General features: G+C 51.5%; 22 protein-coding genes, 1 tRNA gene and 1 pseudogene. 17 read left to right on the top strand and 7 right to left on the bottom strand.

Translation table 11 applies throughout. The annotated features are described in order from the left end of the window. Window positions 1-114: 114 nt before the first annotated feature. Window positions 115-999 (bottom strand): phytoene/squalene synthase family protein, encoded by an 885-nt coding sequence (locus IPG22_18105; GenBank protein MBK6590198.1) that lies wholly within the window; start codon window positions 997-999, stop codon window positions 115-117. Between the two features lie 280 nt (window positions 1000-1279). On the opposite strand from IPG22_18105, the gene IPG22_18100 reads away from it, so the two are divergent. The 9 genes and pseudogenes from IPG22_18100 to IPG22_18060 all read left to right on the top strand — a co-directional run bounded on the left by IPG22_18100 (window position 1280) and on the right by IPG22_18060 (window position 9881). Beyond that, window positions 1280-2173, top strand: a complete 894-nt coding sequence (locus tag IPG22_18100) for a polyprenyl synthetase family protein (protein MBK6590197.1) — start codon at window positions 1280-1282, stop codon at window positions 2171-2173. A 12-nt stretch (window positions 2174-2185) separates the two neighbouring features. After that, window positions 2186-2773 carry an NUDIX hydrolase gene (locus tag IPG22_18095; protein ID MBK6590196.1) on the top strand — a complete coding sequence of 196 codons (588 nt, stop codon included), beginning with the start codon at window positions 2186-2188 and terminating at the stop codon, window positions 2771-2773. Window positions 2774-2906: 133 nt separating this feature from the next. Then, window positions 2907-3342, top strand: a pseudogene (rplM, locus tag IPG22_18090) (50S ribosomal protein L13). A 71-nt stretch (window positions 3343-3413) separates the two neighbouring features. Further along, the gene (gene rpsI / locus IPG22_18085) at window positions 3414-3806 is read left to right on the top strand and encodes a 30S ribosomal protein S9 (protein ID MBK6590195.1); all 393 of its coding nucleotides are present in this window, start codon (window positions 3414-3416) and stop codon (window positions 3804-3806) included. 130 nt (window positions 3807-3936) lie between these two features. Then, window positions 3937-4893 (top strand): 30S ribosomal protein S2, encoded by a 957-nt coding sequence (gene rpsB, locus IPG22_18080; protein MBK6590194.1) that lies wholly within the window; start codon window positions 3937-3939, stop codon window positions 4891-4893. 157 nt (window positions 4894-5050) lie between these two features. Next, window positions 5051-5713 (top strand): translation elongation factor Ts, encoded by a 663-nt coding sequence (gene tsf, locus IPG22_18075; GenBank protein MBK6590193.1) that lies wholly within the window; start codon window positions 5051-5053, stop codon window positions 5711-5713. 76 nt (window positions 5714-5789) lie between these two features. Then, window positions 5790-6509: a UMP kinase gene (locus IPG22_18070; GenBank protein ID MBK6590192.1), complete on the top strand. Its 720-nt coding sequence runs from the start codon at window positions 5790-5792 to the stop codon at window positions 6507-6509. Window positions 6510-6511: 2 nt separating this feature from the next. Continuing rightward, window positions 6512-7072: a ribosome recycling factor gene (gene frr / locus IPG22_18065; protein ID MBK6590191.1), complete on the top strand. Its 561-nt coding sequence runs from the start codon at window positions 6512-6514 to the stop codon at window positions 7070-7072. A gap of 127 nt (window positions 7073-7199) precedes the next feature. Beyond that, entirely contained in the window at window positions 7200-9881 is a 2682-nt protein-coding gene (locus IPG22_18060) for a hypothetical protein (GenBank protein ID MBK6590190.1), read from the top strand. Here IPG22_18060 and IPG22_18055 read toward each other — a convergent pair whose 3' ends face one another. From IPG22_18055 to IPG22_18030, 6 genes are all read right to left on the bottom strand, one after another. Then, entirely contained in the window at window positions 9882-10292 is a 411-nt protein-coding gene (locus IPG22_18055; GenBank protein ID MBK6590189.1) for a hypothetical protein, read from the bottom strand. 48 nt (window positions 10293-10340) lie between these two features. Further along, a complete protein-coding gene (locus tag IPG22_18050) occupies window positions 10341-12734 on the bottom strand; it encodes a UvrD-helicase domain-containing protein (GenBank protein ID MBK6590188.1) in 2394 nt (797 codons plus the stop codon). Between the two features lie 55 nt (window positions 12735-12789). Further along, window positions 12790-13347, bottom strand: coding sequence for an isochorismatase family protein (locus tag IPG22_18045; GenBank protein ID MBK6590187.1), 558 nt, complete (start codon window positions 13345-13347; stop codon window positions 12790-12792). Continuing rightward, on the bottom strand, window positions 13347-13532 hold the full coding sequence (locus tag IPG22_18040; protein MBK6590186.1) for a hypothetical protein: 186 nt from the start codon (window positions 13530-13532) through the stop codon (window positions 13347-13349). Before IPG22_18040 ends, IPG22_18045 begins: the two co-directional genes overlap by 1 nt. A gap of 102 nt (window positions 13533-13634) precedes the next feature. Next, on the bottom strand, window positions 13635-14081 hold the full coding sequence (locus IPG22_18035) for an acyl-CoA thioesterase (protein MBK6590185.1): 447 nt from the start codon (window positions 14079-14081) through the stop codon (window positions 13635-13637). A gap of 83 nt (window positions 14082-14164) precedes the next feature. Beyond that, window positions 14165-14238: transfer RNA gene (locus IPG22_18030), tRNA-Gln, on the bottom strand. A 109-nt stretch (window positions 14239-14347) separates the two neighbouring features. Between IPG22_18030 and smpB the strand changes: the two genes are divergently transcribed. From smpB to IPG22_17990, 8 genes are all read left to right on the top strand, one after another. Beyond that, on the top strand, window positions 14348-14806 hold the full coding sequence (gene smpB, locus IPG22_18025; protein MBK6590184.1) for an SsrA-binding protein SmpB: 459 nt from the start codon (window positions 14348-14350) through the stop codon (window positions 14804-14806). Between the two features lie 56 nt (window positions 14807-14862). Next, a complete protein-coding gene (locus IPG22_18020) occupies window positions 14863-16359 on the top strand; it encodes a leucyl aminopeptidase (GenBank protein MBK6590183.1) in 1497 nt (498 codons plus the stop codon). Between the two features lie 63 nt (window positions 16360-16422). Then, window positions 16423-16992 carry a hypothetical protein gene (locus IPG22_18015; protein ID MBK6590182.1) on the top strand — a complete coding sequence of 190 codons (570 nt, stop codon included), beginning with the start codon at window positions 16423-16425 and terminating at the stop codon, window positions 16990-16992. A gap of 28 nt (window positions 16993-17020) precedes the next feature. Then, window positions 17021-17800, top strand: coding sequence for a hypothetical protein (locus tag IPG22_18010; protein MBK6590181.1), 780 nt, complete (start codon window positions 17021-17023; stop codon window positions 17798-17800). A gap of 104 nt (window positions 17801-17904) precedes the next feature. After that, window positions 17905-19065 carry an ADP-forming succinate--CoA ligase subunit beta gene (gene sucC / locus IPG22_18005; protein MBK6590180.1) on the top strand — a complete coding sequence of 387 codons (1161 nt, stop codon included), beginning with the start codon at window positions 17905-17907 and terminating at the stop codon, window positions 19063-19065. A 515-nt stretch (window positions 19066-19580) separates the two neighbouring features. Beyond that, the gene (locus IPG22_18000; protein MBK6590179.1) at window positions 19581-20009 is read left to right on the top strand and encodes a hypothetical protein; all 429 of its coding nucleotides are present in this window, start codon (window positions 19581-19583) and stop codon (window positions 20007-20009) included. Next, complete coding sequence (locus IPG22_17995; GenBank protein ID MBK6590178.1) at window positions 20006-20434, top strand: hypothetical protein; 429 nt, start codon at window positions 20006-20008, stop codon at window positions 20432-20434. The genes IPG22_18000 and IPG22_17995 overlap by 4 nt, the downstream gene beginning before the upstream one ends. Window positions 20435-20535: 101 nt before the next feature. Next, on the top strand, window positions 20536-22722 hold the full coding sequence (locus IPG22_17990) for a hypothetical protein (protein ID MBK6590177.1): 2187 nt from the start codon (window positions 20536-20538) through the stop codon (window positions 22720-22722). Window positions 22723-22736: the final 14 nt, after the last annotated feature.

Raw genomic sequence — 22736 nt, 5'->3', positions numbered from 1 at the left:
AACGCCGGTTCCTCCGGCGTAACGCAGCTTAATATTATTTACCCTGGCCAATCAGCGCGTTCGTCAGCGTCCCGAGGCGGAACGCTTGCAGGCGAGGGCGCCTGCGTTCCCGGCTTATTCATAAACCCCGACCAAAGCCTTCGCCGAGAGCCATAGCTTTTGCCGGAAATTGGTTCTCACGCGTCCCAGATATACATTGTAATTAACGCGCTCGACTTCGGCTAAGATGGCTTTATAAAGCACATACGAGATCCTGACGGCCAACCGCCCGCGGAAGGCGAGCATCGGGATACCGGGCAGGGCTTCGCGATAGACCTCACGATTTCGCTCGATCTGGAACTTCATAAACTCGACAAAACGCTCGTCCCAAACGCGTTCCGAGATGTCGGCGTTCGACAAACCGAACCGCCGCAGCTCGTCCTGCGGCATGTAGACCCGCCCGAGTTCTTCGTAGTCTTCGCGAATGTCCCGCAGAAAATTCGTGAGCTGAAATGCGTACCCGAGTTTCAACGCATGCTCAAAAGCCTTGTCGGTCGAATACCCGACGATCTTAGTCACCATCAGCCCGATCACTCCGGCCGAACCGTACATGTATTCCTCGAGTTCGGCGTAGTTGGCATACGTGTCGCGTTCCTCGTCCATGAACATCGACCGCAGAAACGCTTCGCCGTGTTCCTCAGGAATGTCGAACTTCTTAAAATAATGGACGATCGCGTTCATCACGCTGTCGTCGCTGCCGCCTGCTTTCATGGCGGAGCGCCAGCGTTCACGCCAATCGTTTAGCTGAGCGATCGTCTCATCCTTACCGACCTTCGCCTTACCATCAACGATCTCATCCGGGATCCGCGCGAACGCATAAATTGCGTAAATCCCCTCGCGAACCTCACGCGGGAAGAACTGCGTCGCGAAATAATAGCTCGTACCGTATTTTTTAGTGATCGCCTGACATTCGACGAGGCCCTTGGCGAGAAATTCTCTTTTGTCTAGATCAGAATCCATTTAGCAGCGGTTCATTTTGAGATCCTGTTCTAACGAAGTTTGACCTCGCTCTGCGATCTCTGCGTCTTACCTCAGCAGCCTCTGCGAGGAATATACCTCAAGTTACCTCAGTCACTATCCTCGAAGAGTTCGCAAAGTAGGACGCCGAGGTAAGCAACTGCCGCGAATTTTATGTTTTCGCGCTATATTATATCTTAGATTCAAATAATTGCTTGGCCGCGCATCCAATTCGGAACTGTACTCGAAACGGATTTTTAGGCATATTTTTAAGAATCTACAGATGACGGTTAAATTCACCACCAAGATAAATGACCTCTGGCAATTTGTCGCTGCGAGCAAGCCGCAGATCGAGCGGGCGCTCGAGCATAATCTGCCGTTCGCACCGAGCACTGTCGAAACCGAGTTCAACGCCGCCGTCCGCTACGCCGTTTTCCCGGGCGGCAAGCGCCTGCGTCCGGTATTGACGCTGCTCGGAGCCGAGCTTTTTGGCGGCCAGCCTGAGGACGTTCTGAACGCAGCGTCGGCGGTAGAATACATTCATACAAGCTCCCTGATCTTTGACGATCTGCCCTGTATGGACAATTCGCCGCATCGGCGTGGGAAGCTCGCTCTGCACGAAAAGTTTGGCGAAGGGCTTTCGACGCTGGTGGCGATCGGATTCCTGAATCAATCTTACCAATTGGTCACGCTCGACGGCCGCGGCGATCGCGAACGCACGGTTGATGCCATTCTCGAGACCGTTCAGTGCGTCGGTCCGGGCGGAATGGTCGGCGGCCAATCTGTCGATCTCAAGATCGCGACCTGCAACGAGTGCAAGGTCTGCGCCCGCTCACTCTATGGCGGCGTGCTTAACCTGAAAACATCGTCGCTCATACGGCTCGCGTTGAATTTAGGAGCGATACTCTCAGGCGGCCGCGGCGACCAGATCGACGCTCTCTCCGATTTTGCCGAAGCCCTCGGCCACGCATATCAGATCAGTGATGACATCATAGATATGCAGCAGGATGCGGCTATCCTCGGAAACCTGAACCCAACCGACGCAGCCCGGGCCGCCGAAACACTGGCGAAAAAGGTCGCCGAATCAAAAAGAGTTCTCACCGACAATTTCCCGCCGTCCGCAGCCCGAACGCGTCTCGTCCAGCTAGTCGATTACGTCGCAGAGCGTAAGCACTGATAAACTAGTCGAATGACAAAGACTCTCTCGTCCGAGGTCGTTTATCACGGCCGCGTTTTCGACATCCTCAAAGACCGCATCGCCGAGGCCACGCCCGACGGCACATCCGAATACGACCGCGAGGTCATCACCCACAACGGCAGCGCCGTCATCGTCCCGCTCTTTGCCGATGGCACCGTCGCCCTCGTCAAACAATACCGCCACGCCGCCGGAAAGTATCTTTTAGAATTGCCCGCCGGCTCCCTCGACACCCCAGACGAAGTCCCCGAACACGGCGCCCATCGCGAACTCGAAGAAGAGATCGGCGTCCGAGCCGCCAAAATGGAATTGATAGCCGAATTCTACGTCTCCCCCGGCTTCCTCTCCGAAAAAATGTTCGTCTACCTGGCCACCGACCTAACCGAAACCCAACAAAACCTCGACGAAGACGAACACGTAGAAATAGTCCGCCTACCTCTAAGTAAGGCCATGGAAATGATCGAGAACGGCGACATTGAGGACGCAAAAACAATAATAGGTCTTACGCGAACAACGAATAGAGTCGACCCAGAAACACCTTCGACCAATCTCGGAAATACCTCTACCAAACTAAGGGTTTGATCGCGGACAGCGTGAAAATCCCTGTGACCAATGTTGGGCGTTTACGTTTGTCGCTTCTACGCTTGACCCGGTAGCGGGATTTCGATATCCTACTCGTTCGCATTTTTGCGGATAAGGTTATTAGTGTGTGATTATGAGTACTTATTTTCCAAGCGGAAAGGGTTTGGCTGAGAATCGTAAGTGGTTGGTCGTTGATGCCAAGGGCAAAACGGTCGGCCGTCTCGCCACCGAGGTTGCAAGAATTTTGTCGGGCAAAAACAACCCGGCGTGGACGCCTTTTTCTCGACATGGGCGATCACTGTGTCGTCATAAATGCCCGCCACGCAGTATTTACGGGCTCGAAGGACGATCAGAAGATCTATTACCGCCACACGCTTTATCCGGGCGGCTTGAGAGAAACAACCGTTAAAGAGATGTTCGAAAAGAAGCCTGAAAAGGTCATCGAACTCGCAGTTCGCGGCATGCTGCCGAAGACAAAGCTCGGCAAAGCAATGGCAAAGAAATTGAAAGTTTACGCCGACGGCGAGCACAAACACATCGCTCAGCAGCCGGAAGTTCGGGAATTGTAGGCTGTTGACAGTAGGCGGTTTGCGGCTTTGCAACTGTCCACTGACAACTGACCACTGACAACTACAAAGATATGGCAGACATCCAGTATTACGGCACAGGCCGCAGAAAAACTTCGACAGCACGTGTTTACCTTCGTCCGGGCACCGGTACGATCACGGTCAACAAACGTGAATTTGACTCGTACTTCCCGAACGAAGCGTTGCGTATGATCATTCGCCAACCGCTGAATTTGACGGAATCGGTCGAAAAATTCGACATCCTCGTCACCGTTGACGGCGGCGGAACAGCCGGCCAGGCCGGTGCAGTTCGCCACGGCATCACGCGTGCGTTGATGGAATTCAACAGCGATCTACGTCCCACCCTGAAAAAAGCAGGCCTCGTAACCCGCGACCCGCGTCAGAAAGAACGTAAGAAATACGGGCAGAAAGGCGCCCGTGCGAGATTCCAGTTCTCGAAGAGATAATTTTTTTATCGGCCTTTGGTTCGAGGGTTTTGGCTTCTGCTAAGACCCAAATCCTTTGGCCCAACGCCATCGGCGAGGCATTTTGGTTGTTAACCGCCTCGCCGAGTACATAAACCAGGAGAATAAAGCTTTGGCTACAGTTACGATGAAAGAGCTCCTCGAAGCAGGAGTTCATTTTGGTCACCAGGTCCGCCGTTGGAATCCGAAGATGAAAGAATACATCTTCGGCGAACGCAACGGGATTTACATCATTGATCTGCAAAAAACGCAGAAACTCTTCCGCGACGCCCTAAATTACGTCACCGAATCGCTCACCGAGCGTCCAAATCAGAAGGTCCTCTTCGTCGGCACCAAGCGTCAAGCCCAGGATGCCATTAAAGAAGAAGCCGAACGCTGCGGGCAGTTCTACATCAACAACCGCTGGCTCGGCGGCCTCTTAACGAACTACGAAACCGTCAAAAAATCGATCAACAAACTAAAAGAGATCGAAACAATGCGTGAAGACGGTAGATTCGAGATGTTAACGAAGAAGGAGCGCCTACAATTAGATCGCGAGCATGAGAAACTCATGAAGAACCTTGCGGGCATCAAAGAGATGAACGGCATGCCAGACATGATGTTCGTAATTGACGTGCGTAAAGAAGATATCGCCATCAAGGAAGCGAATCGACTCGATATTCCTATCGTCGCAGTAGTTGATACAAACTGCTCGCCGGAAGGGATCGATCACGTCATTCCAGGCAACGACGACGCTCTGCGTGCTATCCGTCTTTTTGCTTCGCGTATTGCCGATGCGATCATCGAAGGCAAACAGGTCGGAACCGAAGGCCGTACGGCTGATGTCGAGGTCGAAGACAATGGTGAAGAAGGTGCGAACGCCCCTATCGTTGAATCACGTATCTCGATCCCAAAAGAGTTTCTTACGGCTGACGATGTAGCGGAGATCGAATCTGCTGACGTTCCCGACGAAGTTATAGAGGACGATGAGATCGTAACCGAGGAAGCCGCTACGGAAACTCCGGCAGAGGAACCGACGGCAACGACCGAAGTCACAACAGAAGAAAGCAGCGAAGCGAAAGCGAGCTAGTTCAACAATTTTATTCTTGAAAGCGTAGCTCATTTCCGTTTCTCGGTGACGGGCTACGCTTTTTTACAACAAATTCAGCTAAACGCGCAATTAGCGTCTAGAAATTCATCATTTAGGAGACAAGCACGGGCTTGACCTCTGTACGGAGCAATAAGTTATGGCAGAAATTACAGCAGCAGGCGTAAAGTCACTTCGTGAAAAATCGGGTGCGGGAATGGTCGATTGTAAAAATGCACTAGTCGAGGCAAATGGCGACGAGAATGCCGCAATGGATATTCTTCGCAAAAAAGGTATGGCCCAGGCGGGCAAGAAAGCTGGCCGTGTAACCGCAGAGGGTGCAGTCGGTTCGTACATCCACATGGGCGGAAAGGTTGGTGTTCTGGTTGAGATCAACTGCGAGAGCGATTTTGTTTCGCGTGGCGATGAGTTTCAGCAACTCGTTAAGGACGTTGCTATGCATATCGCAGCGACGGATCCGCGTTACACGAACCGCGACGAAGTTCCTGCCGAAGATCTGGAGAAGGAGCGGATGATCCTTATGGAACAGCTCAAGAACGATCCCAAAAACGCGGGCAAACCTGAGGAGGTTCTTAATAAGATCATCGAAGGCCGTTTGAACAAGTTCTACGAGGACAATGTTCTGGTCGATCAGCCATTCGTTAAGGATCCGGCCAAGACTGTGGGAGAGTTAGTTTCCGAAAAGATCGCCTCGATCAAGGAGAATATTTCGATCCGCCGTTTCACGCGATTCAAGATGGGCGAAGGCATTGAGAAAAAAGCTGACGATTTTGCCTCAGAAGTGGCGTCGATGGTGGGATAGATCGGTGGGCAGTTAAAAGGGGCGGTTGGCGCATTAGTATTTGCCGCCAACTGCCTTTAATTACTGCCAACTACTTATGAATAAGCCAGCATTTAAACGTATTCTGCTGAAGTTGTCGGGCGAAGCCCTAATGGGTTCTCAGAATTACGGCATCGACACAAAAGTCGCCGAGGCGGCAGCTCTAGAGCTTAAAACAGTTCATGATCTGGGCATTGAGATAGCGATCGTTGTCGGTGGGGGCAATATTTTCCGGGGCGTTTCCGAATCCGCCGGGAACATGGACCGGGCGGCAGCCGATTATATAGGGATGCTGGCCACGGTTATGAACGCGGTCGTATTACAGGATGCGCTTGAGCAAGCTGGTGTTTATACCCGGGTAATGTCTGCGATCGATATACCGCAGCTCGCAGAGCCGTTTATCCGGCGGCGTGCGGTTCGGCATCTTGAGAAAAAACGGGTCGTGATCTTCGCGGCAGGTACAGGAAACCCCTATTTTACGACTGATTCCGCTGCTTCGCTACGTGCTCTTGAAATCGAAGCAGAGGTTATCCTGAAGGGAACGAAGGTCGACGGTATTTACTCCGCCGACCCGATGAAAGATCCGACGGCGACCAAGTTTGACAGGATCACATACCAGGAAGTTCTTGAAAAGCAGTTAAAGGTCATGGACGCATCGGCTATCTCGCTTTGTATGGATAACGACTTGCCGATCATGGTGTTTAACATGAAGAAATCTGAAAATATAATTAAGGCCGTGTGCGGCGACCTTTCGATCGGCACATTGGTCACCAATTAGATATGAGCGTACAGGATATAGTAAAAGAAACAGGCCCAAAAATGGCGGCGGTCGTTGAAGATTTCAAACGCAAACTCTCAAATATCCGCACGGGACGAGCGACAATCGGATTGCTTGATGTGGTTACTGTTGACTATTATGGTACCCCAACACCGCTCAGCCAAATGGCGTCCGTTGCTGTTCCCGAGCCGCAGATGATCACGGTGCAGCCTTGGGATCAGACTCAGCTCAATGCCATTGAGAAGGCTATCCTTGCCGCCAACCTTGGCCTGACCCCGTCGAATGATGGAAAGATCATTCGGCTTTCGGTTCCCGCTCTTAACGAGGAACGCCGTCGCCAGTTTGCCAAACAAGCTCACGAGATCGCCGAGGAACACCGCATTGCTGTCCGTAACGTACGGCATCACTCGAACGACCTCCTGAAGAAGATGCTCAAGGATAAAGAAATATCTGAGGATGACGAACGCGGCGGTCTGGACGAGGTCCAGAAATCGACGAATACTTACATCGCCAAGATCGATGAACTTGTCAAAAACAAGGAACACGAGATAATGAGCGTGTAGCTTTGTACCAGCAAATAATCCTTCTAGTAACGCCGATCGAGATGATCCGGCGTTATTTTTTTTGCATAAATTCATCTTTCTATCGTTCCAGACTTGGAGTATATTTGACTGAGTTTTGGTCAACGCAATGAAGAACCTAATTCCTCGCCTTCTAATCTCATTGTTCCTAGTATTTGCTTTCCTTTCGAGTGCGATGCCTTGCGGCCCGGGCTATATTTCGCCGCTTTTCGATACAACGTCCGCGCCGGAGATCCCATACTCCGACTTTGCCGCTGGACGACTAGGTATCGTGAAATCGACATTCCATCGCTCGGTCCTGATCGCCGCATATCGCCATATCGCAGGTAACGGTCTGAGCACGCCTGAGCAGCAGGCGCTTGTCGAGATATGGAGGGCGGAGATCGATAACAAGGATTTTCGCGATGATACCGTAGATGAGGCCGTAAAAGCCTGGGTCAAAAGACGCCAGGAAGTTACAGGAAAAGACGAGAAAACGCCTGAGATATATGCTGAGAGATCATGGGGCGGCTATGATTTTTTTCCGAATTGTACCAAGAACGCTTTCGAAACAGCCGCGCAGACCTTGGCCGACCGAACAAGTTCTTATGGTGCTACCGATCCCTACGTTCTCAATTGGATAGCGGCTCAAGATCAGGTCTTTCAAAATTGTGCGAGCGGCAAGCGTTCTCCTGACCCTGTTCCCGTCGGGGCGCCTGTCTGGGTGCAAAAAGACCGCGATTACCAGATCGCGGCAGCCGCATTTTACTCGCTTGATTACAGCGAAGCAAAAAAGCGGTTTGCCGATATCGCCCAGGATACCGAGTCCCCGTGGAAAGAAACGGCAGATTATTTGGTGGCCCGCACCCTGATACGTCAGGCGAGTTTGTCCAAGACAGCAACCGCTGCGGCTCCGTTCTACGAAGAAGCGGAAGCCCATCTTCAGAGGTTCATTTCCGGCAGCGGCAAATTCTCAGACTCTGCCGAACGCCTCTTAGGCCTGATCAAATATCGCCTTCGCCCTAAGGAACGTACTTCTGAACTCGCCAAAAACATCACTGTCTACCTAGGGAACAATAATTTTCGGCAGGACGTGATCGACTATACATGGCTGCTCGATAAGTTCGAAAACGATGTCTTGACTGCCGAAGAAAAACGTAAAGAAGCCGCAAAACCGAAGGATTCCAACGCTCCGCCCCCTGATTCGGTCGATTTCAATGCGACGAAACCGTCGAACATCAGCGGCACAGGTGAGAAAAAGCATGACGATGACCTCGAGATATATGTTTATTCCCCTACCACGTCGAAAAGCTGGAGGATATTCGTCAAATCAGATGCAACGGACGCCGAAGCCTTAGCAGAGGCCGAAAAGGCTGTCGATGAACCGATGACCGCCGAGATGAAAACGCAGGTCCGTGACGGCCGACAGCGAGCGTACTCAAGCCGTTTTACCGACGGAAACAAATCAAGCTACGAAGGCGGCTATTGGGGCGAAGAACAGCTCACGCCTACACTTCTTCCAGCCTTTCTGCGTCAGGACGAGATCACTGACTGGCTCTATTGCTATCAGATGAAAGGGGCTGAGGCATATCTCTATTCACTAAAAAAATACAACGAGCGAAAAACAGATCTATGGTTAATGACGGCTCTTTCGCAAGCCAGTAAAAGCTCGACGGAACTTCCGCTCCTGATAGAGGCTTCAAACAGAATTGATCGCTCGTCGCCCGCTTATACCACGATCGCATATCATACAGCCCGGATCCTGGTCGCTCAGAATAAACAGGCTGAAGCGCGAAAACTGATCGATGAGATGCTCGAGCTTGGCGACACGCTTCCGCTTTCGGCGCGCAATTCGTTTACCGACTTGCGCCTAAAACTTGCAGAGACCCTAGGGGATTTTCTCAAATATTCGCTCAAAAAACCTTACGCATTTGATTTCAACGGAGATGTTGGATCAATAGAATCCATCATTGCTGAGCAGAAAAGCTATTTCGACCCGGAATACAATAAAGAGGGGCGTGAAGCTTACGAGGCGGAGATCGAAGAAAACTATAAGGAAGAAAAGCTCTGGCAGAGACGGGCGATGTTTGATTCGGACATCGTTGAGGTGCTGAATCAGCATTTCTCCACGGCGTCGCTGATCGAGGTCTTTAAGTCCCCTGCTCTGCCCGACTACATGCGGCCCAGGCTTGCCTTGGCTATATGGACACGTGCTTATTTGCTGAATGATGCGGTGACGGTCGATAAGTTCCTGGCGGATCTTGGCACCTATAATCCAGAATTTCAACCTATGCTCGACAAGATCGCAGCGGCAAAAAACCCGGCGGCTCGAAACAATGCCCTGCTCTATTTCGTTCTGAAAAATCCCATTCTTAGTCCGTACATTGAGGACGGAATGGGAAAAACCGACAATACGACCGAAGAATGGGATTCTGACGACTGGTGGTGCGAGCCTTACGATTCGGAATACAGCGACGAAACGAACTCCGAAGTTCCGAAGAAATTGCCGCCGCGTCCCGCATTCTTGACCGCAGCTCAGAGCCAGACATCTCAGAATGAGCGAAAAAAATTGAAAGCCATCGGCGATTCCCCTAAATATCTGGCGGGCAAGGTGCTGGCCTGGGCGAAACGGTCCCCCGCGGACAAGCGGGTTCCAGAAGCGATCTACATCATGATCGTTGCGAACGCTTGGAACAAATATGGTTGCGGAAATAACGAAGAGCTTCGCGATGAGCTTGCCAGGCTCCTAAAGACAAAGTTTCCCGGCACTGAGTGGGCCCAACAACTCGGTAAGGACGAAGCCGACAGATAATTACTTTTTCGATGCTTTTTTGTCTTCTTCGGCTTTGTATTTGTCGAGTTCGACCTTAGCCTCTTTGCACGTTTTTGCCATCTCGACCTTGTCGGTTTTGTAGTCCTCGGCAGCTTTCTTGATAGATTCTTTGATCTTATTTACGACTAAGGCTTTTCCTGCTTTGACCACAAAACCGTCATCCGGATTGTTCGCGTAGGAAGTCAACAGATCGATCACCTCGTCACATTCGGGAACGCCGATCTTTTGCTCCCCAACGGCGGTGTCGACGGCCTTATCGGTCAGCGATTTGTTCGATCCGGGCTGATTGCCTGCGTTTTTTTTCTCAGCAAACGGATTTATCGAACTGCAGCCAAGAACCGCTACAGTCGTTACAAGTAATACCGAAAATAAAGCAAATTTGTTTTTCATAGTCGTTTCCTGTGTCACGCCACTTTACGCAAAAACAAACTATTGCGTTCAGTCTTTCTGCAGATTTGCAAATTTCTCGATCAGCTTCTTCTGTCCAAATCCTGCAAAGCTCACCGTTAATTTCACATTATCACCAGAGCCTTCGCGACGAAGAACAAGGCCTCGGCCATATTTTTCGTGGCGGACGTGCGAACCGGCGACCAGGACATTCGGATCCGGGCGTGCCGCCGGCGGGGTAGCAATGGCTTTTAATTTATCGTAACCCGAAGCCGGTCGCTCGGTCGGCCTATCGCTCGGACGTGCTGGAATCTCGATGTTCTTCTTCTTAAAGAACTCAGCTACCGCATCGCTGCTATTGTAGGTCTTGCCGGCGTAGACGCTCTTTGGCTTTGGCGGCGGGCTCTCACCTCTCAGGGCACTGATCGTGGCCTTGGCACTCATCGAAGTCGTGCTGCGGGCGTACGATAGCCACGAAGCACCTTGCGAAAGATCATCGATCAGCTCGAGCGGCATCTCGTTCAGGAACTGCGAAGGTTCGGCAGCGATCTCCTCACCATACACCCTACGGCGCATCGAATGCGTGACGTAAAGAAGTTTTTCCGCACGCGTGATCGCGACGTAGGCTAGACGGCGCTCTTCTTCTAATTCTTTAGAATCATTCAGCGATCGTGAATGCGGGAAAATACCGTCCTCCAGCCCGACAAGAAATACGATCGGAAACTCCAGCCCTTTTGCCATGTGAACCGTCATCAACGTGACCGGAGCCGTGCCATCGTATTTGTCGGTGTCGGACGTTAATGCCGCGTGATCGATAAAGTCACGCAGGCCATTTTCTTCCTGCTTGTCGTAATCGACTGCTGCGTTGACAAGTTCTTCGAGATTCTCCAGACGAGCGGCTGATTCATCGGTATTTTCAGCGCGGAGCGAATTCGCGTAGCCCGTATCTTCGATCGCTCCGATCACGACTTCAGAAACTGCTCTGCCTGATTCGGAATACTCCGAGATCTTCGATATCAAATTCTCGATAACTTTTCTGAAAGCGCGTAACGCTTCCTTCGCCCGCGGTGTAAGTCCCGATTCCTGCGGATGATCGACAGCGGTGACCGAAGCGATCGTCATCCACAGCGATGAGCCATTTGATTTCGCGATACGCTGCAATTCATCGAGGCTTGTTTTACCGAGCCCTCGGGCCGGAGTGTTGATCACACGCATGAGGGCGATATCGTCGAAGGGATTCATAGAAAGCTTGAGGTATGCGATCACGTCCTTTACCTCAGCTCGCTCGTAAAAAGAAAAACCCCCGACGATGTTATATTCGATCCGCATTCGGCGGAGAGCTTCCTCAAAAAGTCGAGATTGAGCGTTCGTTCGATAGAGTATCGCTATGCGGTCGCTCAAGCTTCGGCGTTGATGTTCCTCGATCTTCGCTGCAACAAACCTTGCTTCGCCATCAGCGTCATAAGCCTGATAATAGTAGATCCGCTCTCCGCCCGCATTTGCAGTCCAAAGCTTCTTTTTCTTTTGATTCTGATTGTTTTCGATGATCGCATGAGCGACATCAAGAATGGTTTGGGTCGAGCGATAATTCTGTTCGAGCAATATGACCTTGGCACTCGGAAAATGCTTCTCAAAACCAAGAATATTGCGAATATCAGCCTGCCGAAACCCATATATGCTCTGAGCGTCGTCGCCTACCACACAGATATTCTGCTGTTTTTCCGTCAAAAAGCTGATAAGTGCGAATTGCAGTGCATTCGTATCCTGATATTCATCAACAAGGATGTATTTGTAGCGATCGTTATATTTATCCCGCGTCTCGTGCGATTTTCTGAGGAGTTTGACGGTCTTTATAAGCAGATCGTCGAAGTCGAGGGCGTTCGCGGTCCGCAGACGATCTTCGTACATACGGAAAACCTTAGCCATAGCAGCTTTTTTCTCGTCGCCGTATTCGATCTTCGACGCGAACATCTCGTGATCTTCGCCCCGATTCTTTGCGGAACTGATAGCATTCCTAACCATACGAGGAGCCATCTGCTTTTCGTCGAAGCCGAGGTCTTTTATACACGATTTAACTACCTTTTGTGTGTCGTCGGTATCATAGATGGTGAAGGATTTAAGATAGCCCTCGTCAAGTTTGTCGATGTCCTGACGCAGAATGCGCACGCATAGACTATGAAACGTAGCGATCAGCGGAGCCGACTGTAAACGTTCACCTTTCAGCAACTCCTGGACACGCGAACGCATCTCGCCCGCCGCTTTATTTGTAAACGTTACCGCCAAAATACTTCGCGGCTCAACATGCTTCTCAGAGATCAGGTAAGCCATTCGGACAGTGATAACACGAGTCTTACCAGAACCCGCACCGGCCAGGATCAATAGTGGTCCTTCGGTCGTTTTGACCGCCTCGACCTGTTGGGGATTTAGAGATGAAAGTAGATCCATTTAGTTTTTAACAACCCATTGCGACAGATTTTCGCGAACATTAGCCCTGCGGGGGTTATTTGATCAATGCCTGAATTTCCTTGAATTTATCGTGCTTCGCATCGCGCATGGCTTCGAACAGAGCCATCTCAGCTGACGATTCGATAACGCCGCTGCGGCACATTTTTGCGAGTCCCGCGAGTCGGTTGTATTCGAATCTTGACGCAACGCAATCGCTCAAAATGTGCACCTGAAAACCACGTTCAAGCAGATCATGAGCGGTCTGGCTGACGCAAATATGGGTTTCGAGGCCGCACAAGATCACCCGTGTAACACCCAAGTTATCCAACTTCGTTATGAAGGCCTCAGCACCGCACGAACTGAAAATTGTCTTCTCAACTGACTCGTTTTCCCCTCTAAGAACTAGCTGGATCTCCTCCGCGGTCACGCCAAGGCCCTTCGGATACTGCTCAGTAACGATGACGGGAATACCAAGTATCTGAAACCCTTGAACCGCCGTTGAGATCCGAGACACGATCAAAGAAAAATCTGGGATCGCATTGCGAAACGCCTCCTGAACATCAACGACCACGAGGGCAGTTTGGGCGATATCGATTAGATTAGGATGAGACATTATTTCGTTTCCGGTTCGCTCGATGCGGCTTTCGCTTTCGCCTTCTGCTCGCGCATGGCATCCCTTTCGCGCATCTCTTTCTTGTACGTTTTTACAAAGAAATACACGGCTACAACAGATATGACCATGATCAAGAACATCATCGCCGCGATGAAATAAATTTCGGATCTATCGGCTCCAGGCATACTAATAGTCTAAGGTCGAAGACCCAATGTCCAAAGTCGCAATACGAAGTTTCTTCGTCGAATAACCCGAGCGTTGATCAATGTCAGATAGTGGCTTGGCTCTCACCGTGGGGCTTGTTCGGATGGAAAGGCCAGTTCTTCTTGCTGATCGAGGAGCAGATCGCGATAAACGTTTGGCAGGCTGCGAACTTTCTTATCTTTATTCGTCACCACGTGAAGTGTCTCGCCCTCAGCAATCAGTACATTGTCAGATGCCCGGTAGATCTCGTAGAAGAATCGCAAGCTACGGCTGCGGATCTCAACCACCTTCGTGCGGATCGTCAGGACATCTTCGTAATATGCTGGGGATTTGTAACGACAGTAGGATTCAGCAACAACCATTAGGGCATCGTCCTGCTCTTCCATCTCCTTGTAGGAGAATCCGCGGGAGCGGCATAATTCGCTGCGGCCGGTCTCGAACCAGACCAGAAAGTTCGCGTGATGCACGATGCCCATCTGGTCGGTCTCGGCGTATCGAACTCGAATCTCGGTTTCGTGCCAGCCGTCCATATGTGTTGTTCGGTGGCGAGTGGACAGCGGATCGTTCAAAGAAAGCACTGAAAACCAACCGCTGACAACTGACCACTAAAGTTTGGCTGGGAGACAGGGATTCGAACCCCGATAGGCAGATCCAGAGACTGCAGTCCTACCATTAGACGATCTCCCAACGCAATCTATTAATTTACGGATGACCGGCGATTATGTCAACTGCAACAGGCAAACTAGGCAGCATACGTCCTACCTGTATGACACAAATTATGGCAAAATAATAGTTTATGGCCGCTGACAAAGAAATTATCAATAATCGCCAGGCGTACCACGAGTACATAATTCTCGAAAAATACGAAGCTGGTTCCGTTCTGCTTGGCACTGAAGTAAAGAGCATCATGCTCGGTCGAATTCAGCTCAAGGAATCCTATGTTTCGATCATCGACGGCGAAGTTTGGCTGCTCGGTGCCCACATTTCGCACTACTCGCATGGAAACATCAATAATCACGACGTTTTGCGTACTCGAAAGCTACTCCTTAACCGAAAAGAGATCGCAAAACTCGAGAAAGAAACGACGCAAAAAGGCATGACGCTCGTTGTCACCGCCATTTACTGGAAGAACGGCCGCATCAAATTTGAGATCGGAGTTGCTAAAGGTAAGAAACTCTATGACAAACGTGAAGCAGAAATGAAGAAGTCTATTGAAAAAGAAACTAGACAGGAGTTGAAACAAGCCCTTAGATAAGTTATAGATATAAGGATATTTATTTGATCCCAAACACAGATTTTTTAGAGGTATAAATGAAATTCACGGGAATTACCGGAAACTTTTCTGAAGCAAATGCTGAGGCCCTGGCCGTGGCGGTTTTTAAAGGCGAAAAAGGCACGACCGATGTGCTCAAAGACCTCGACAAGGTAACTGGCGGCCTCATCGCCGCTCTCATAAAAGCCGAAGACTTTAAAGGCGACGCAGGTGAAACGGCTCTGGTACGATTTGTACCGAAAGGCGCCGTCAAAGCTAGCCGCCTGTTGCTCGTTGGCGTCGGTGACAAAGCTGATTACTCAGCGCCAAGTATTTGCACTCTCTCGGGCACAGCGACCCGCTTCCTCCGAAAACGGAATATCACGAGCTTTGCACTTCTTCCGCGTAGTGAAAACGCGGCTGAAGCAGCATCACAGGCTGTCGTAGGATTTATCACTAGTCAGTTCGAGCTTGATAAATACAAGACCAAAGACAAGCAAGACAAGGTTATTTCAAATCTCATCGTCTGTGTCGATGGGGCTAAACCAACCGACCTTAAGAGCGGTATCGCCCGCGGCCAGGTGATCGGTGAGTCGGTGAATTTCACTCGCGACCTCGCAAACGAGCCGCCAAATATCCTCACGCCGACCGAGATGGCAAAGCGTGCACAGGCGATGGCAAAAGAGGTCGGTCTCAAGTGCGAAGTCCTCGATGAAGCCCGCATGACCAAAATGGGTATGGGTTCGCTGATGAGCGTTTCGCACGGCTCCTCGCAGCCTGCGAAGCTTATCGTCTTGAAATACACCCCGACCAAATCGACTGCAAAAAAAGGCGAGTTGATCGGGTTGGTCGGAAAGGGAATTACGTTTGACACTGGGGGGATATCGATCAAACCCGCCGAGGGTATGGACGCAATGAAATACGATATGTCGGGCGGTGGAACCGTACTCGGCACAATGCGTGCGATCGCTCTGCTCAAACCAACTGTTCCCGTAATTGGTGTGGTTGCTGCAGTTGAGAACATGCCCGATGGCAATGCCTCGCGTCCCAGTGATGTGGTGACTGCTATGAACGGAAAAACGGTCGAGATCCTCAACACGGATGCCGAGGGCCGGCTCGTCCTTGCAGACGCCGTCGCCTATGCCGAAAAGCAGGGTGCTACGAAGATCGTCGACATGGCCACGCTAACCGGCGCTGTGATAGTCGCTCTCGGCTCGCATAATACTGGCATCATGGGCAATGATCAGGCGTTTGTGGATGAGATAATCGCGTGCGGCAAAGAGGTTGGCGAAGGCTATTGGCAGTTGCCGCTCGGAGCAGATTACAGCAAAGATATCCGCTCTGACATCGCCGATATTAAAAACATCGGGCCTCGCGGCAAAGCCGGTACGATCATGGGGGCGGTTTTTATCCAGGAATTTGTCGACAAAGCCAAATGGGCTCATCTCGACATCGCCGGGACTGCTTGGCTTGATTCGGCGAAATCGCACATCGCAAAAGGCCCGTCGGGCGTTGCGATCCGCACGCTGCTTAATCTGGTAGAGAAATCGCAGTAAAATTCGAAGTTCCAGCTTTATCGGACTTTTCTCAGGCATCCACAATTTTCAATGGAGGAGATCATGAAAAAGCTCATAAGTGGACTATTTTTCGGCAAGGATGCCAAGATCAACGGCCTTATTGCCCTTGCGGTGATCGGTACGTTCGTTCTTGGCTGCAACTGTAACAAGGATTTCAACCTCGGGAATAGCTCCAGCGAGAGCAACTCAACGTCGGTATCGAACACCAGATCAGAAACCTCCGACGATTCCGTTCCGTCAAAAACCGTAGTTGAGGGCCTCGTCAAGGAAACGATCCAGAAGTTCGGCGATGCCGTCGATTCGGGCGATTTCTCTGACCTTCATGCTTACGCCTCGACCGATTTTCAGTCGACCTACACCGTCGATGAAATGAAAACGGCATTCAAGTCGTACACTGATAAGAAATCGATGGTGGTTCCGCTCCTGAATAAGGTTGACGATATGTCAGCCGAATTCAAGGTTCCGCCGGGCATCCGCAGTGAGAAAGGCCTGAAAATATTGATGGCTCAGGGCGAATTCAAGACCAAGCCATACAAAACGCGTTTCGATTTCGAATACGTGATGCGAGGCGGCAGTTGGAAGCTGCTCAAGCTTGTTATTAACATTCCTTAACCTAGGAAAAAAAGGAGACTAATGGGTCATGCGTCAAAGAACTATCCTTTCTAAGAACAATTTCAATCTTGTGATCGCCGCGGTATTCGTCCTGATCGTCGGTCTCGCCTGCGGCAAGAGCACGCCGCCTCCATCGCAGTATGTCGGCGTTTGGAAAGCCGCTGATGGAACGTTGATAACGATCCGTTCGGACGGCGGTGCCGATTATAAATCGGGCAGTTCTTCGGTGAGCGGCGGAAGTGTTACCGTCGATGAAGCGGCAAAAACGCTCAAGATATCACTCGCCAGCCTCGGGCCGACCTTCAAGATCGACAAGGCACCGACGGGCAGCGAGATGACACTCGACGGTATTGTTTTTAAGAAAGACGGCGGTTCCAGCAGCTCAACGACATCGGATACAAAGTCATCGGATGCGAAACCCGAGATCCCTAGTAACGACAAGCTGCAGTCGCTCGTAAAGTCAACTTTCCTTGATTTCAGCGATGCTGTTCAGAGCGGGGATTTTACCGATTTCCACAAGAAAGCTGCTAAGGTTTGGCGGGATGACGCGAGTGCTGATGAGCTCGCCGAGGCGTTCAAACCATTCGTGGACGACAAGGAAAACTACAATTTCAAACGTGCCGTTTCACCGATGGATGCAGTGTTTTCGCCCGTTCCGTCGATCGAAAAGGTCGCCGGACTCGATGCTCTCGTGGTGAAAGGTTACTATCCGACAAAACCAGCTCGTGCAAATTTCGAACTGAAGTACACGATGGACGACGGAACCTGGAAACTGATCGGCATCAATGTAAAGACGACCAAAGAATAGCCTGCGAGCTTCGACCATCGCAAACGAAGGCCGGCATCAGCCGGCCTTTTGATTTTTGCCTGTCCTAAAGCTAAACTCTTACTTTCGTACCAATTAGAAAATCTATGAAGATCCACGAATATCAAGGTAAGGCCATTCTGAAAGAATACGGCGTACCGGTTCCACGCGGCATCGTTGCCCGTACTCCGGAAGAGGCTGAGGCAGCGGCGATCGAACTCGGTACCGGCGTTGTCGTCGTCAAGGCCCAGATACACGCCGGCGGCCGCGGAAAAGGCGGCGGTGTTAAGCTCGCGAAATCTCCGGCTGAGGCGAAGCAACTCGCTTCGGAAATCCTTGGGATGCAGCTAGTTACGCATCAGACCGGCCCTGAAGGGCAGAAGGTTCAGACGCTTTTGATCGAGGAAGGATTGCCGATCGATAAAGAGTTTTACCTCGGCATAACGCTCGACCGCGTGACAGGACGCAACGTATTCATGGCGTCCTCGCAGGGCGGTATGGACATCGAAAAAGTGGCCGAGGAAACGCCTGAGTTGATCCTGAAGGAGACGATCGACCCATCGGTCGGGCTTCGTGGTTTTCAGGCTCGTAAGCTCGCTTTCGGCCTCGGCATACCGGCTGAATTGATCGGCCAGGCTTCAAAATTCATGCTCTCGCTCTACGATGCGTACGAAAAGATCGACGCTTCGCTGGTCGAGATCAACCCATTCCTGCTGACCAAGGACAATCGCCTAATTGCTCTGGATGCAAAGGTTACCTTCGATGATAACGCGATGTTCCGCCATAAGGATTTCCTCGAACTCCGCGATCTGGCTGAGGAAGAACCGCTTGAGATCGAGGCTTCGAAGTACGACCTGAATTACATCAAGCTCGACGGCAACATCGGCTGTATGGTCAACGGGGCCGGCCTGGCGATGGCGACCATGGATATCATTAAACTCGCGGGCGGCGAACCTGCCAATTTTCTTGATGTTGGCGGCGGTGCTTCGCAGGAACGCGTCGAACAGGCATTCAAGATCCTGCTTGCCGACAAAAACGTTAAAGCCGTTCTTATCAACATTTTCGGCGGGATCGTTCGCTGCGATATGGTCGCAAACGGCGTGGTCGCAGCCGCCAAAAACCTCGGTGTTTCGATCCCTATCGTCGCCCGTCTTGAGGGCACGAATGTGGAAGAAGGCCGACGCGTTTTGGCCGAATCGAACATCGGGATCATCACCGCTCAAGGCATGAATGATGCCGCTCAGAAAGTGGTCGCAGCGGCAGCATAGAAGCGTTTATCAGCAATGCGATCAAGGCACGGATCAGTGATGTCATCACCGGTCCGTGTCTTTTTTGTATTTCGCGTCCCTTCTCCTGACCAACGCCGTGTGTCCCCTGACCTGCGGTTTATCATAACGGACCAAAAAGACGCAAAAAACAGACCGCTTCCCTGACCGCTCAACCACTATTTCTACACGCCGCCACCGGCGCCACGCTGGTAATATTCCGGTTTTTCTACAGTCACAATTTCTCGTTCCACAGTCGCCAACGGAGCCACGCCGATCCAGCTTGGAATCGATTCTCCTTTGCGTCTTTGGGTTCTTCTTTGCGACTTTGCGGGAATCCGGGTTCGGATCTCCCGCCACGACGCCAAGACGCAAAGTGGCCGCAAAGGAAGAATTTTCTGACCGCAAAACCTTACTTCCCAACCGGCGTTCCAACGGAGCGAAAATTTCTCTTGACTTTTATGACATATTGTGCTATCTATAATACATCTTTTTATTTAAGGGAGAAAATACAAACTATGCCACTAGACAGACAATGGGAAAAATTTCGCGGTGGGCCGACTCCGAAATCCGACGTGCGGCTTCGGGTCACTATCAATCGCGACGGGCTCATTTATATGAACGCAAAGGCCTACAATGCATTTAACCGGCCGCAGAAAGTGGAGCTTTACTACAATCGGGATCGGGATTCGATAGCTCTCGTACCGGACGATTCGCGCTCGGATGACAACTTTCCGGTTATCGAACGCGGCGGTGGGTTTATAGTCTATGCGTCGCCGTTCACCGGGCATCATAGGATCAAGATCAACTTCACCGAAAGATTTTCCCGTCCCGAGATCACGAACGAGGGCCATATGATCCTTGATCTTCGCGATACGGTCTCGGTCGCCCGACTCGAACGCAAACCGTGGAAATCCGATGCGAAGCGTAAGAATGGGAAGTCATGAGCGGTTGGCAGATAGCACTGGCCCGCCCGCTGCCGCTTGGGAAACCCGAGCGTCTATACGTTTCGCTGAACCGCCGCGGCGAATTTGTCATCAATCCGGCGGCGTGGCGTTGGCTGGGCGAGACCGCGAACGTAACCCTGCTGTATGACGAAGAACGCAGCCTGATCGGGATAAAATATCCGGTCGCCATCGACCGCAATTTCTTCCGCGTCCGCCGCTACGGGCGCGGCAAACGCCAGCGGATCGTTCGGGCCCAGCGAATGATAAGCCAATTCGGCATTTCCATAAATCGCACACTCGTCTTCACCAGCATCCAAAAAGTGCTCTACGACCAGAAACCGATGCTCCTGCTCGACCTAAAAACGGTACGAAAAATAGACAAACGCCGATCTTTCGCCCGATACAAACTACCTCCTGACGAATGATGACAAAAGTTTACCGAGGAACGACAAAAACTACGAGTTTTCTGCCATAAGCTTCCTGTTACGGGATGCCCCGAAATCAAACACAAAAGGAAGCAGATCATATGAAGAATATCGTTCTCTCTTTACTCGTTGCATCATTTTTCTTAACGGTTAACGGCCAGACGGTAGCACGGCGGGCAGTTTCGGCTCCCGCCGCTCAAAATCAGAACGCTGCCGCTTCCCTGCCCATCCGGCGTGTTGTTCTCTATTCGAATGGTGTCGCATATATCGAGCGGCGGGGATTCGTGAGCGGCAACGCGGAGATCGAACTTCCCTTTAAGCAATCGCAGGTCGATGACGTCCTGAAATCGATGGTCGTCCTCGACCTCGGCCAGGGGAAGATCGGTGCGGTGAGCTACAATTCGTCGGCTCCGACCTCATCGACAATGTCAGAGATTCCGTTTTCGGTCACTCCGGTCTCTGACGACGGAAGCGGGATCTCATCCGTCCTCTCACAACTGCAGGGGGCAAAGGTCCTGGTCGCCTCAACAAAAGGGAGCGCGACCGGATCGATACTGACCGTGGAACGAAAGCAGATCACGAGTGACAAGGAAACGAAATTCACGAGCGTGCTCGTCATCGCGTCGGAGAGCGGCGAAATATCGAGCTATGACCTGAACGAGGTCCGGAGCGTAAAGCTGCTTGATGACGGTACTAAAAAAGATATCAACGAATTTGCCATCGCCACGGCATCGGCACGCCGGCTCGACGCAAAGACCATCACTGTGACCTCGCAAGGCACTGGTCGCCGTGAAATGGTCGTCAGCTATACGATCGCCGCCCCGATTTGGAAAACCACATATCGCGTGGTCATGGACGACGAAGGCAAACCGTTCTTCCAGGGCTGGGCCATCGTTGACAACGTAAGCGACGAAGACTGGCGCGACGTTCAGATGTCGCTGGTTTCCGGTTCGCCGATCTCGTTCATCCAGAATCTGCAAAAGCCGTTCTACCGATATCGCCCGGTTGTTCCGACGCCCGCCGATCTGCAACTACGGCCTCAGGTTTACGAACCGCAGAGCGGCACGTTGCCCATTAACGGTCGTCGTATGTCGAATGAGATCGAGGCGAATATGGACAAAACGGTACTTAAGGATCGAGATATCGAGGCATTGCCAAGTGATCCGGATGAGCTACAACACAATCTCAAAGCACTGGTCGGAGCGTCAGCCGGATCGAACGGCGGTCAAATATATATCGACGGCTTTACTGGCGGACAGTTATCGCCTGTCAGCAATGCCCTTACGAGCGGACGATCCGGCATCACGGCCGCCGCCAAAGGTTCGGACATCGGCGATCTGTTCGAATATCGGATCGAACAGCCGACCACGGTCGAACGTAACCGGTCGGCGTTGATCCCGATAGTTCAAACAAAGATGGATGGCGAACGAGTTGCGGTCTATAACGAGGCGGTTCGTGCAGATCGCCCGCTGAGCGGCGTGCTTCTCAAGAATACGACAGATCTCACATTCGAAAATGGAAGTTTGACCGTGCTCGACGGAAACGCCTATGCGGGCGAGGCGTTGATGGAACGGCTAAAACCAAAAGAAGAACGCCTGATATCATTCGCCCTCGATCTCGGCACCCGAATTACCGTCCGCAACGAAGGCAGCCGTGAACCGACGAGTATGATCAAAGCCGTCGATGGCATTTTTCAGATCCATTCGTTCCGGGCCGAAACCAAGACTTACGAGATCGCGAACCAGAGCGACCGGCCAAAGGTGCTTTATATTGAATTCCCCATCCGCAAAGGCTGGGAGCCGTCCGCCGATTCGCCCAAACCTGAAAGCGTAACGCAGAATTTTTATCGGTTTCGCGTTCCGCTCGAAAAATTTCAGGAAAAGAAATTTACGATATCGTTTCAACAGCCGCTGCTCGAAAGCTATCGCCTCGACAACATCTCGCGAGATCAGATAGATCTGTTTGCGCGAAACCGCTCGATCGACGCCGCAACGAAGGCCAAGCTCGAAGCGATCGTAGAAATTCGCTTCCGGATCGCCGAAGTGGACGCAAAGTTAAATGGTTTGTTAACCGAGATCGCCCAGATCGCGAGCGATCAGGCACGTTTACGGGAAAATATTGAGTCTCTGGCCAAAACGCCCGAAGCAAAAACACTGATCACCCGCTACATCGCGAAAGCGAACGATCAGGAAACGCGGATCGAGACAATTGACAAGGAGAAAAAGGCTCTAACAGAGCAAAAAGAACAACTACGCCGCGACCTGGCGGCGGCGATCAAGGGTTTTTGAATTTGATCAACGGG

Source organism: Acidobacteriota bacterium, assembly GCA_016703965.1.
Classification (GTDB): Bacteria; Acidobacteriota; Blastocatellia; order Pyrinomonadales; family Pyrinomonadaceae; genus OLB17.
This window is presented reverse-complemented; position numbering and strand designations above follow the sequence as displayed.